Raw genomic sequence first — 12146 nt, forward strand, 5'->3', positions numbered from 1 at the left:
TCATTCAGCAGCCGCGCTCAAACGAGCAGTTGCAGATGCTCGCGTTCCCACGCGGTAATGCCTTGCGAGAAGGTCTCGAATTCTTTTTCCTTCACCGCGCAATAGGCCTGCACGAATTTGTCGCCGAGCACTTCGGCGAGCTCTGTGCAGGTCGACAGCGCCTTGAGCGCGTCTTCGAGTCCGCGCGGCAGCTCGTATTCGAGGTCGTAGGCGCTTTCGATCATCGGTGACGACGCTTCGAGTTGCTCGACCATGCCGAGATAGCCGCAGGCGAGGGTGGCCGCCATCGCCAGATACGGGTTCACGTCGACGCCCGGCACGCGGTTCTCGAGCCGCCGGCCGTCCGGGCCGGAGTTCGGCACGCGGATGCCGCAGGTGCGGTTGTCGTAACCCCAGCGCACATTGATCGGCGCGGCGGTGAAACGCGACAGGCGGCGGTACGAGTTCACATACGGCGCGAACATCGGCATGGCTTTCGGCATGTACTTTTGCAAGCCGGCGATGTAGTTGAAAAACAGCGGGCTCGCCGAGCCATCCGGCAGCGAAAAGATGTTCTGGCCGCTGCCGCTGTCGACGATGCTCTGGTGGATGTGCATCGCGCTGCCCGGCTCGTGCTCCATCGGCTTGGCCATGAAGGTGGCGAAAATGCCGTGGCGGAAGGCGGTCTCGCGAACCGCGCGCTTGAACAGGAACACGCGGTCGGCAAGGTCGAGCGCGTTGCCGTGCGAAAAGTTGATCTCCATCTGACCGGCGCCGACTTCGTGCACCAGCGTCTCGACGCCTAGGTGGGTCATTTCGCAAAAGCGCGACAATTCCTGGAAGAACGGATCGAACTCGTTCACCGCGTCGATCGAGAACGACTGGCGGCCGGCTTCGCTGCGCCCCGCGCGGCCGAGCGGCGGGCGCAGCGGCTCATGCGGATTCTGGTTCTGCGCGATCAGATAGAACTCCATCTCTGGCGCTACCACCGGCTGCCAGCCGCGCGCTTCGTAGAGCTTCAACACGCGGCGCAACACCGCGCGCGGCGAGATGGCGATCGGCTCGCCGTCGAGCCCGACGCAATCGTGGATCACAAACGCCACCTGCTCGATCGCCCACGGCACGAGCCGCACCGTGTTCGGATCGGGAATGCAGACCATGTCCGGATCGCTCGGGCCGACAAAGCGCTCGAAGTCGGCGAATTCGCCGTTGACGGTGATCATCAACAGCGCATTCGACATGTGCATCTTGCCTTCCGAGAGAAACAGGTTCTTCGGCACGATCTTGCCGCGCGCGACGCCGGTCATGTCCGGTATCACGCACTCGACTTCATGGATTCGGTGCTGCTCCAGGAATTCGCGCAGATCGTTGCGTAGGTCGCTTTGCAAGGTTGACTCCAGTCGGTTGATGAAGACGGCACGAAGCGCGTTCGACAGCGAGGCGCGACGGAAGGCCGGTTCGGTAAAGCTGGGCGTTTTTGCATGGTGAGATTTGATCAAATCATGCCATGAAAAAAATCTTTTGGGAAATTTGATCAAATCCAGCAGACGGGAGACGGGAGGCGCGGCTGGACTGGCACTCGTGGGACAAACTGTGCCTGTCGGTTCCCTCGAGCGGGTTTTAAGCTTTGACCCCATGATCCAGATCCTCGGCAAGACCTCATCCATCAACGTTCGCAAAGTGCTGTGGACCTGCGCGGAGCTTGCGCTGCCGTTCGAACAGGAAAACTGGGGCTCCGGATTTCGCGCGACCGGCGTGCCGGAATTTCTCGCCCTGAATCCCAACGCGATGGTCCCCGTCATCAAGGACGGAGAGTTCGTGCTGTGGGAGTCCAATTCGATCATCCGCTATCTGGCGGGGCGCTATCAGGGGGAGTCGCTGGATCTACTCTATCCGCGCGATCCCTGCGAGCGCGCCCGCTGCGACCAATGGATCGACTGGCAGGCGAGCGAGCTGAACCGCGCCTGGAGCTATGCGTTCCTCGCCCTGGTCCGGCACTCTCCGGCGCATCAGGATCCGCGCCAGATCGAGCTGTCTGCCGCGAACTGGGCGCGGCATATGGGGATTGTCGAAAACCAGCTGGAAAAGACCGGTGCGTTTATCGCCGGGCCCGCGTTTTCGCTCGCGGACATTCCGATTGCGCTATCGATCAACCGCTGGCTGGAAACGCCGGTGGAGCACGGCGGCATGCCCGCCGTGACGGCCTACATGGAGCGGCTGGGCGCGCGTGAAGGCTTTCGAAAGTATTGCCGCAATGGCACGCCCTGAGATTCTGCGCTGCATGCCCCGACTCGCCTACAATGGCCGTTTTTGCGACACCGATTGAAGGTTCCACGATGCGGGTTTCGAAGTTTTTGCTGGCCACGATGGCCGCGTGTTTCACCCTGGGTTTCACACTGGACGCGAGCGCCGAGATGACAGCCGCGCAATACAGGCAATGGGCGCATAGCGACAACAACTCGGTCTACGCGGCCTACATTACCGGCACGATCAACGCGCTGGGGTGGGCGAACGGCGACCTGGTGTCGAAGAAGCGGCCGCCGCTGTACTGCCCGCCGGAAAATCTCGCCATTGGCAACCAGAACGTGTATCCGTTGCTCGACGAGTTCTTCAAGAATCATCCGAGCATTTCGGACGACTTTCCGATCGGCCTCGCCATTCTCCGCTCGTTGCAAGCGGCGTTTCCCTGCCGATAGCGGCTGATTGCCGCTGACTGCCTGGGGCCGGCACGGCCCCAGCAGAAAACGGGGCCGCGTGAGGCCCCGTCAAGACTCAAACCTGAACGAGCTTCGGAATCTGCACGTCCGGATTGACGTCCGCTTCGTAATCCACGCCCGCGATTTCGAAGCCGAACAGACGCAGAAAATCCGTCTTGTAGCCGCTGAAGTCGGTGAGTTCGTAGATGTTCTCGTTGGTGACCTGCGTCCAGAGCTCCTGCACACGCCCCTGGACTTCCGGATCGAGTTCCTTGTAGTCCGCGCGCAGACGGCCTTCACCGTCGATATGCGGCGCCGCGCCGTACAGGCTGTCCTTGTAGAGGCCATAGACCTGTTCGATGCAGCCTTCGTGCGTGCCTTTCTCCTTCATGACCTTGAAGAGCAGCGACAGGTACAGCGGCATCATCGGAATTGCGGAGCTGGCCTGGGTCACGACCGCCTTCAGCACAGCTACGCGCGCGTCGCCGCCTTTCGCCGCAAGCTTCTCGCGAATGCCGAGCACTTTCTGGTCGAGGTCTTTCTTGGCTGCGCCAATCGAGCCGTTCCAGTAGATGTCGTGCGTGATCTTCTCGCCCAGATAGGTGAAGGCGGTGGTCTTCGCGCCGTCCGCGAGCACGCCGGCTTCGAGCAGGGCGTCGATCCACATTTGCCAGTCTTCGCCGCCCATTACCGCGACGGTGTGGTCGATTTCTTCCTGGGTGGCGGGTTCGAGTACCGTTTCCTTGATGATTTCCTTGTCCGTGTCGATGCCGCGCAGATTCACGGACTGACCGACCGGCTTGAGCGTGGAGCTGAACACTACGCCGCTCTTCGGATGCGTGCGCTTGGGCGCGGCGAGGCTGTACACCACCAGATCGACCTGGCCGAGATCGCGCTTGATGACTTCGATGGTGCGCGCCTTGACTTCGTCGGAGAACGCGTCGCCGTTGATGCTGGTCGCGTACAGGCCTTTTTCCGTGGCGAATTTCTCGAACGCGGCGGTGTTGTACCAGCCGGCGGTGCCCGCCTTGGTTTCGCTGCCCGCGCGCTCGAAGAACACGCCGAGGGTGGCGGCGTCGGAGCCGAACGCCGCGCTGATGCGGGCGGCGAGGCCGTAGCCCGTGGACGCGCCGATCACGAGCACCTTCTTCGGGCCGTTGGCGATGGGGCCGCGTGCCTTGACGTATTCGATCTGTTCCTTGACGTTGGCCTCGCAGCCGGTCGGATGGGTGGAAACGCAGATGAAGCCACGCACGCGCGGTTTGATGATCATGAAGCACCTCTTGTCGGAATTGGCGACATTATAGTGAAACGAGATTATTGCGGACACGCTGCGCCGGTTTGCGGGGGGCCGAGCCATGCCCGAACCACATCCGGCCCGCAAAAAATCAGCCGCCGCCGCGCATCTTGGTAGGATGGCGCCTTTCCAAGCAGACGGTAAAGCAGTGTGAAGCGCCTGATTCCCCTCATTCTGGAAACCCTCGACAAAGGGTTGACCGCGGCGAACCCGTTGATCGCCCAAGCGTGGTGGCGCGTGCGCCATCCCACCTGGCGTGGGGTGGCGAGAGCTTGCGTCGCGCTGCCGGTGCTGCTGCTTCTGTATGTGCTGATCCTGATTCCGTTCACCCCGAGCATCGGCGACATTCGCAAGGCCAAGATCGAACAGCCCGCGCAAATCCTGTCGGCCGACGGCAAGCTGCTCGCCAAGTTCAAGCCTTCCAACCGCGAGTGGGTCAAGCTCACGGACATCTCGCCGAACGTGGTGAACGCCCTGATCGCCACCGAAGATCACCGCTTCTACCAGCATTGGGGCCTCGACTGGCGGCGCACCGCCTCGGCCGCGTTGCATACGTTCTCCGGCGACCGCCAGGGCGGCTCGACCATCACCCAGCAGCTCGCGCGCAACCTTTATCCGGACGAGATCGGCCGCGCGCCGACGCTCACGCGCAAGCTCAAGGAAGCGATCACGGCCTTCAAGATCGAGGCGCTCTACACCAAGGACGAGATTCTCGAGACCTACCTGAACACGGTGCCGTTCCTCTATAACGCCTACGGCATCGAGATGGCGGCGCGCACCTATTTCGACAAGCCGGCCTCGGATCTGAACGTGCTGGAAAGCGCGACGCTTGCCGGCATGCTCAAGGGCAACAGCTACTACAACCCGGTGCTGAATCCGGAGCGCGCATTGCAGCGGCGCAATACGGTGCTCGCGCAAATGGTCAAGTTCGGCAAGCTCACGCCGGCGGCCTTCGAGACGCTCAAGCGCCGCCCGCTGCGCATCGATTTCGAGCGGCAGACCGAGCCGCCTGGACCCGCGCCGCACTTCGCGCAGCAGCTGCGCAAGTGGCTGGCGGCCTGGGCCGATCGCAACGACTACAACATGTACTCCGACGGCCTGGTGGTGCGCACCACCATCGATTCGCGCATGCAGGCCATGGCCACCCAGGCCGTGACATTGCAGGGCAATCAGCTGCAAGGCATCGCGAACTCGGCGTGGGGGGCGCGCTCGGGCTGTTCGAACGGCCGCGACCTGCTGCAGACTTTCCTGCGCGAAACGCCCGACTACCGTGCCGCCAAAGACGCCGGCCTGGCCGATGAGGATGCGCTCAAGCGCGTGTCGTCCGACCGCGATCTGGTGAAGTCGGTGTGCGAGACCAAGACCCGCGTGCAGGCGGACTTCCTCGCCATGGACCCGCGCACCGGCGAGATCAAGGCGTGGGTGGGCAGCCGCGACTTCAGCCAGGATCCGTTCGACCACGTTCAGCAGGCGCGGCGCCAGCCCGGCTCGACCTTCAAGCCGTTCGTCTACGCCGCGGCCTTCGAAGCGGGCGCGAAACCGGCCGACACCTTCATCGACAAGCCGGTGGAAATCCCGCTCGCCGGCGGCGAAGTCTGGCGCCCCAACGACGAGGACGAACCGAGCGAACGCGCGATCAGCCTGCGCGACGGCCTCGCGTATTCGCGCAACCGGATTACCGCGCAATTGATGGAGACGGTCGGCCCCAACAAGGTCGCGCGCCTCGCCCGCGCAATGGGCGTGCGCGACAGCGAACTCGACCCGGTGCCGTCGCTCGCTCTCGGCACGAGCCCGGTCACGCTGAAGGAGATGGTGTCGGCCTACGGCACGATCGCCAACCTCGGCGGCTACGTGGAGCCGGTGATGGTCACGCGCATCGAGGACCGCAAGGGCGAGGTGCTGGCCGAGTTCGCGCCGGCGTCGCCCAAACAGGAACTGCCCGCCGACGCCGACCGGATGCTGATCGACATCATGCGCGACGTGGTGAACCGGGGCACGGGTTCGAGCATTCGCAGCCGCTTCGGCGTGCGCGGCGACGTGGCGGGCAAGACGGGCACGACCCAGGGCAACGCGGACGGCTGGTTCATCCTGATTCATCCGCAGCTCGTGGCGGGGGCGTGGGTCGGCTTTAACGACAGCCGTGTGACCTTGCGCAGCGATTACTGGGGCCAGGGAGCGCACAGCGCGCTGCCGATCGTCGGCGATTTCTTCCAGCGCGCGCAGCGCTCGCGGCTGGTGGACAGCCGCGTCAAGTTCGCCACCGACCAGGAGCCAGGCTGGTTTGCTGAGCGCTCGGACCGCTTGCGTGAGTGGTTCCGGCAGCTGTTCGCGCCCGCACCGGCGAAGCCCGAGGCGGTGGTGGCGCAGCGCGGCGAGGTGCGCCGTGCGCCTGCGGCCGCGTCGGCTTGAACCGCGCCATCTGCGGAATCTGCCGCATCTGGCGCAGCGGTTGGAGTGGGTGGAGTGGTTGGCGCCCCGGCGTCCGCTGCGGCGATCGAGCCGCGGGCCTTGCCGCAGCCGCCGCTGCTTCCAGCGCCGGGATCGGCGCCGGTGGCGGCGAGCGGGGCGGTCGACGGTGAAACGCACGGGGGCGGGGAGCCGGCCTCCGCGCCCACGCCCACGCCGGACGACGTCGTGCCGCCGGACGCGGGTGGCACAGCCGGCGCGTCGCCGGGGACCTGAGCGACCTGAGCGGCCGGCAACGTGCCCCCGATTATTTAGACGGGGGCAACAGTGTTTTCAGATCGTGAGGCTGATCTCCTGCGCGTGTTTGCGGATAATTGCGCCATTGGTCAATCCGCATGATGTGCAGGCAAACATGTTCAACACGATCTCAGGCCGGACGCCGGAACGGGAGGCAACATCCGGCGCGCCTAGTGGCATAACCCCGCAGCGCACGCCGTTATCGCGGCACGCGCGCGCCCTCGTCGCGGCACTCGCCGCCTGCGCGAGCCTCGTGGGCTGCGCATCGGGCGGCGACGTGGTCGCCACGGACAAACCCGGCACCTACACGGTGGCGGCCAACGCCACGGGCGGCCGGATGGCATGGGCCCGCGCTCACGAACACGCGATGAACGAGGCGCGCGACTACTGCGAGCAGCGCGGCATGCAGATCAGCGTCACGTCGGAGACCGTCAGCGGCGTACAGATGCTGACGGAGCACGGATCGTCGATGAACTTCGAATGTCATCCGAAGTTCTAGCTATCGGCCGCGTTGGGTATCCCGTATGCGAGCATGAGCCGGTATAGCGTGACACGCGAGATGCCGAGCGCCGTCGCGGTTTCACCGATCCGGTAACCGTGGCGCCGCAACGCGGTGGTGATCGCGCCGCGCTCGGCCTGCTCGCGAGCCAGATCGAGCGTCGGCACCTGGCAGTCGGCCGGCGATTCGAGGTCGAGGTCATGGGGCGTGAGGAGCCTGCCTTCGGCCATCACGAGCGCACGGCGCACGCGATTGCTCAATTCCCGCACATTGCCGGGCCACGCGTTGTTGTACATGGCGGTGATCGCCGACGGCGTGAAACCGCGAATCTTGCGTGTGCTTTCGGTCTTGTACTTCTGCAGGATGTGATGCGCGAGGATTTCGATGTCCCTGCCGCGAGCGCGCAGCGGCGGCTGGTCGATGCGCAGCACGCACAGACGGTGGAACAGATCGGCACGGAAGCGTCCATCACGTATCGCCGCCTGCAAATCGACGTGGGTTGCCGAAATCACGCGCACGTCGACGGGCAGCGATTCGCAGCCGCCAACCCGCTCGATCCGGCCTTCCTGCAGAAAGCGCAACAGGCTCGCCTGTGCCTCGAGCGGCATGTCACCGATCTCATCGAGGAATAACGTGCCCCCGTTGGCCGCTTCGACCCGGCCAATCTTGCGCTGCTCAGCGCCGGTGAACGCACCGCGTTCGTAGCCGAACAGTTCGGACTGCATCAGATGCTGCGGAATCGCCCCGCAGTTGATCGCGACGAACGGTGCCTTGCGCCGCGACGAGAGCTCGTGGATGGCGCGCGAGGTGAGTTCCTTGCCGGTGCCGGATTCCCCGGCAATGAACACGCTAGCCGTGGTATTGGCGACCTTGCGGATGGTACTGAAGAGTTGCCGCATCGCGTCGCACGCTCCGACCATTTCTGCGCCGAAAGTCATCGGGGCTTCGGTCGTCTCGGCGGGATTGTCCGCGCAGTCGAGTGCGGCCATGCCGCGGGCGTGACCGAGCACATGGACCAGCCATTCGGACGACAGCGGCAGCGTGATGTAGTCGAAACAGTAATTGCGGATCAGCTCGCGCACCGTACGGTTTTCCGGGTGACCGTCTTCCGTGAGCGCCACCCAGCCGATGGCCGGCTGGCTCAGGCATGCTTTGAGCACGTCATGGTCGCGCGCCGTGAAGCCGCTGAAGTCGATGAGCCCGGCCGCGACGCCGGTTTTATTCGTCGCCGTTTGCGCGCCAGAGGCGGTTTTCACCAACGTGACGTCCCAGCCGGCCGTGCGCGTGATGGCGAGGATTTTCTCGCTCGGCACGCGCGCAATATAAATCAGACGAGGGCGGAGCGCCGCCTGGCGCCGCGGCGCGGATGATGCGGCATCGGCCGTCGCGCAGGTGGCCGTTTCGCGAAGGTTGGTTGAATCTGACACGTTGCACCCCCGATTTTTTATTGTGTCGTAGCACGTCTGCGAGCCGTCCGCGTGGCGAAGTCGCTTCACGCGCGCCTCATCGGGTCTCTAACTGCCCATGCTCGGCAGAAGCGTCCGGTAGATGTGAATGAATGCAGGTCCCAGCAGCACCGTGAGGAGCGCGGGGAAAATGCAGAAAATGAGCGGAAACAGCAATTTCAGCGCGATCTTCGAGGCCTGCTCCTCAGCCCGCATCTTGCGGCGCGTGCGCAGCGTGTCGGATAGCACGCGCAATGAGGAGCCGATGCTGGTGCCGAAACGTTCGGCCTGGATCAGCATCGCGCAGAACGCTTCGACATCCTCAACGCCGGTGCGCAGTGTCAGGTTGCGCAGCGCTTTCTCCTTGGTGAACCCCGAGCGCATTTCAAGCAGCATCAGTTGAAATTCACTGGCGACGACCGGGCTGCGCAGTTCGATTTCATCCGCCACCTTCATCAATGCCGCATCGAGGCTGAGACCGGCTTCGACGCAGACGGTCAGCAGGTCGAGCGCGTCGGGAAAATCTTCGAAAATCGCCCGCTTGCGCCATGCAATGCGGCGTGCCAGCACGATGTTCGGGATGTAGTAGCCGATCCCGGCAAGCGCCGCGAGCATGCCGAACAGCATGTACGGCTCCTCGGCGAGCGCCGTGTTGACGAGCCAGCCCAGCGCGCTTAGCGGCAGCGCGAGCGCCAGCAGGGTCTTGGCGGCAAAGTAGAGGGCGGCGGCGCCTGGCGTGCGCCAGCCCGCATTCATCATCTCCACGCGCAGGGCCGAGTTTTCCCAGCCTTCGGCGGGGATGGACAGCTTCGAAATAGGCTGCGAAATCTCCGCGAGCTTTTCGAGCCAGGCGGTTCCCGTCGACGTGGAACCGGGCTCGGACATGGGCATCGTCGCGCCGCTGGCCTGTTCAATGCGCCGTCGCATATCGCGCGGCGAGACCAGGATTATGATGACGCACACCACACCGAACACCACGGCGAACAGGCCGGCCAGCAACAGCAGATGCATCGAGTCGAGCGTTTGCATGACAGCTCCTAAATAGCTTGATTCATGGCGCAACAGCGCAGTTGCGCCGTCAGACGCGAATCTTCACAATGCGCCGCATCCACAGCACGCCGGAGAACATCGACCCCGCCACCACCTCGATCATTTTCAGACCGGCCGGATCGTGCCACAGCACTTCGAGGAAAGTCGGGTTGACGAACATCATCAGCGCCGCGGTGCCAAACGGCAGCAAGCCGAGAATCCACGCCGACAACTTGCCTTCCGCCGAGAGCACGCGGATCTTGTCGAACAGCTTCAGACGCTCGCGGATCAGCGAGGCGATACTGTCCAGCACCTCCGCGAGATTGCCGCCGGTTTCGCGCTGGATCAGCACGGCGATCACGAAGTAGCGCAAATCGCGGATCGGTACGCGCGTGGCGAGGTTCATCAAGGCCTCGTTCAGCGAGACGCCGTAGTTGATTTCGTCGAACGTGATGCGGAATTCACCGCCCATGGGCTCGGCGAACTCGCTGCCCACCATGCCGATGGCCCCCGAGAATGCGTGCCCCGCGCGCAGCGCGCGGCTGATCATGTCGGCCACCTCGGGCAACTGCCGTTCGAGTTGACGCAGCCGCTTGGCGCGCCGCCTGGCCACATAGAGGATCGGCAGGACCGAGCTCGCGAGAGCAACGAGTGCGGCGATCGACAGCGGGACCGGGGCGAAACTGCCGCAAGCCAGCACCGCGACGGGAAGCAGCAGGGTCGTGCCGATCAGCCGCGCAATCGACCACTTGACCCCCGACTGCTGGATCCACAGGTCGAGCGACTGGATGCGCGGCACCTGCATGAGCAGTTTGTCGATCGTTTGCGACTCGCTCAGCATGCGTTGCTTGAGGATCGTCAGGCGCTCCTTGTGAACCTGCCCGCCTGCGGACAGGGCGCGGATGCGCGATTCGATCCGGCGGGCAGCGGGACCATGACGATTGTTCCACCACTGGTAGCTGCCTTCGAGCGCGAGTACCACCGCGATGAACAGCAGAATGGCGAAGGCATAGAAGATCGGGTTCATGCAAGTCTCCTGAAACCGCGGCGAATCGGCGTGAAAATCGGCGAGCGATCTTGTGAGAGATTCGGTGCCGGATTCACCGCGCGGATCATGTCAGCAAGGTTAGGCGGTTTCGAACTGTCGTCCTGGGTCGTAGGTCTGTTCAGGCAGCCCTACGCCGAAGGCCTGCAGGCGCTCGGCGAATTTGGGCCGCACGCCGGTCGCGCAGAACCGTCCCCGCACGTTGCCGTTCTCATCGATGCCGGTCCGCTTGAACGTGAAGATTTCCTGCATGTTGACGACGTCGCCCTCCATGCCGGTGATCTCCTGAATGCTGACGATCTTGCGCCGGCCGTCGGTCAGCCGGGCCGCCTGGACCACCACCGCGATAGCCGACGAAATCTGCTGGCGCATGGTCTTGGGCGGCAGCGACAGGCCGCCGAGGTTGATCATGTTTTCGAGGCGGGTCAGCGCGTCGCGCGGCGTATTCGCGTGAATCGTGGCAAGCGATCCCTCGTGGCCGGTGTTCATCGCGTTGAGCATGTCGAGCGCTTCCGCGCCACGCACTTCGCCGAGGATGATGCGATCGGGCCGCATGCGCAGCGCGTTGCGCACCAGCGTGCGCTGCGTGATCTCGCCGCGCCCCTCGATGTTTGGCGGGCGGGTTTCGAGACGCAGCACATGTTGCTGGCGCATCTGCAGTTCCGCGGCGTCCTCGATGGTGACGATGCGCTCGTCGTCCGGAATGAAGCCCGACAGCACGTTGAGCAGCGTCGTCTTGCCGCTGCCAGTGCCGCCCGAGACCAGCACGTTGACCTTCGCGCGGGCGAGGGCGTCGAGCACCTGCGCCATCGGCGGCGTGAGGCTCTGCAACTCGATCAGATCGGCGATCTGCAGCGGATTGACCGCAAAACGCCGGATCGACAGGAGCGGCCCGTCCACCGCGGAGGGCGGAATGATCGCGTTCACCCGCGAGCCGTCCGGCAGGCGCGCGTCGACCATCGGACTGGATTCGTCGATGCGCCGCCCGACCCGCGAGACGATCTTTTCGATCACCTTCATCAGGTGCGCATCGTCGTAGAACGTCACGTCGGTCATCTCCAGCCGCCCTTTGCGTTCGACATAGGTATGCGCGTGGGTGTTGACAAGAATGTCGGACACCGTTGGATCGCGCAGCAGGCTTTCCAGCGGACCGAAGCCGAACATCTCGTCATACACGTCGATCACGAGCTGGCGGCGCTCGAGGTCGTTGGCCGGCGCCTTCTGTTCGTCGAGAATGCGCGCGATGAGCGCGCCGATCTCATGGCGCACCTGGTCGGCCGGCATCCGGGCGAGACGTTCCAGTTCGACGCGTTCGAGCACACACTGATGGACCTCGCGTTTGAGCTCCTGATAGGCGGCGCGCGCCATCTGGTTCGGCGAATACAGGCCGTGTTCACGTTCGCCGAAAGGCTGCACGCGTTGGGCTGAAATCTGGTCACGCAGCGACATGTCG

9 protein-coding genes and 1 pseudogene are annotated in these 12146 nt (G+C 64.2%); 4 read left to right on the top strand and 6 right to left on the bottom strand.

The features are described from left to right. Positions 1-17 precede the first annotated feature (17 nt). Complete coding sequence (locus tag A6V37_RS33060; RefSeq protein ID WP_082902716.1) at positions 18-1367, bottom strand: glutamine synthetase family protein; 1350 nt, start codon at positions 1365-1367, stop codon at positions 18-20. Between the two features lie 247 nt (positions 1368-1614). Here A6V37_RS33060 and A6V37_RS33065 point away from each other — a divergent pair, with 247 nt between their 5' ends. Together A6V37_RS33065 and A6V37_RS33070 are read left to right on the top strand one after the other, a co-directional pair. Beyond that, positions 1615-2247 carry a glutathione S-transferase family protein gene (locus A6V37_RS33065; RefSeq protein ID WP_064268049.1) on the top strand — a complete coding sequence of 211 codons (633 nt, stop codon included), beginning with the start codon at positions 1615-1617 and terminating at the stop codon, positions 2245-2247. Positions 2248-2315: 68 nt separating this feature from the next. Continuing rightward, complete coding sequence (locus A6V37_RS33070) at positions 2316-2675, top strand: hypothetical protein (protein WP_064268086.1); 360 nt, start codon at positions 2316-2318, stop codon at positions 2673-2675. A 76-nt stretch (positions 2676-2751) separates the two neighbouring features. On the opposite strand, the gene fabV is transcribed toward A6V37_RS33070, so the two are convergent. Next, positions 2752-3948 (bottom strand): enoyl-ACP reductase FabV, encoded by a 1197-nt coding sequence (fabV, locus tag A6V37_RS33075; RefSeq protein ID WP_064268050.1) that lies wholly within the window; start codon positions 3946-3948, stop codon positions 2752-2754. A gap of 174 nt (positions 3949-4122) precedes the next feature. Here fabV and A6V37_RS33080 point away from each other — a divergent pair. Then, positions 4123-6654: pseudogene (locus tag A6V37_RS33080) on the top strand (penicillin-binding protein 1A). A gap of 136 nt (positions 6655-6790) precedes the next feature. After that, complete coding sequence (locus tag A6V37_RS33085; RefSeq protein ID WP_064268087.1) at positions 6791-7174, top strand: hypothetical protein; 384 nt, start codon at positions 6791-6793, stop codon at positions 7172-7174. Here the strand turns inward: A6V37_RS33085 and A6V37_RS33090 are convergent. The 4 genes from A6V37_RS33090 to A6V37_RS33105 all read right to left on the bottom strand — a co-directional run bounded on the left by A6V37_RS33090 (position 7171) and on the right by A6V37_RS33105 (position 12142). Then, positions 7171-8601 (bottom strand): sigma-54 dependent transcriptional regulator, encoded by a 1431-nt coding sequence (locus tag A6V37_RS33090; protein WP_082902717.1) that lies wholly within the window; start codon positions 8599-8601, stop codon positions 7171-7173. The genes A6V37_RS33085 and A6V37_RS33090 overlap by 4 nt on opposite strands. A gap of 87 nt (positions 8602-8688) precedes the next feature. Continuing rightward, entirely contained in the window at positions 8689-9648 is a 960-nt protein-coding gene (locus A6V37_RS33095; RefSeq protein ID WP_064286770.1) for a type II secretion system F family protein, read from the bottom strand. Positions 9649-9697: 49 nt separating this feature from the next. After that, on the bottom strand, positions 9698-10675 hold the full coding sequence (locus tag A6V37_RS33100) for a type II secretion system F family protein (protein WP_064268054.1): 978 nt from the start codon (positions 10673-10675) through the stop codon (positions 9698-9700). A gap of 99 nt (positions 10676-10774) precedes the next feature. Further along, on the bottom strand, positions 10775-12142 hold the full coding sequence (locus A6V37_RS33105; RefSeq protein ID WP_064268055.1) for a TadA family conjugal transfer-associated ATPase: 1368 nt from the start codon (positions 12140-12142) through the stop codon (positions 10775-10777). Positions 12143-12146 lie beyond the last annotated feature (4 nt).

This window comes from Paraburkholderia ginsengiterrae, assembly GCF_001645125.1.
Taxonomy (GTDB): Bacteria; Pseudomonadota; Gammaproteobacteria; order Burkholderiales; family Burkholderiaceae; genus Paraburkholderia; species Paraburkholderia ginsengiterrae.

What these genes read in the sequence shown, in the direction of transcription:
- A6V37_RS33065 (WP_064268049.1), top strand. Translation starts at nt 1,615, where the DNA reads ATGATCCAGATCCTCGGCAAGACCTCATCCATCAACGTTCGCAAAGTG.
- A6V37_RS33070 (WP_064268086.1), top strand. Translation starts at nt 2,316, where the DNA reads ATGCGGGTTTCGAAGTTTTTGCTGGCCACGATGGCCGCGTGTTTCACC.
- fabV (WP_064268050.1), bottom strand. Translation starts at nt 3,948, where the DNA reads ATGATCATCAAACCGCGCGTGCGTGGCTTCATCTGCGTTTCCACCCAT.
- A6V37_RS33085 (WP_064268087.1), top strand. Translation starts at nt 6,791, where the DNA reads ATGTTCAACACGATCTCAGGCCGGACGCCGGAACGGGAGGCAACATCC.
- A6V37_RS33095 (WP_064286770.1), bottom strand. Translation starts at nt 9,648, where the DNA reads ATGCAAACGCTCGACTCGATGCATCTGCTGTTGCTGGCCGGCCTGTTC.
- A6V37_RS33100 (WP_064268054.1), bottom strand. Translation starts at nt 10,675, where the DNA reads ATGAACCCGATCTTCTATGCCTTCGCCATTCTGCTGTTCATCGCGGTG.
- A6V37_RS33105 (WP_064268055.1), bottom strand. Translation starts at nt 12,142, where the DNA reads ATGTCGCTGCGTGACCAGATTTCAGCCCAACGCGTGCAGCCTTTCGGC.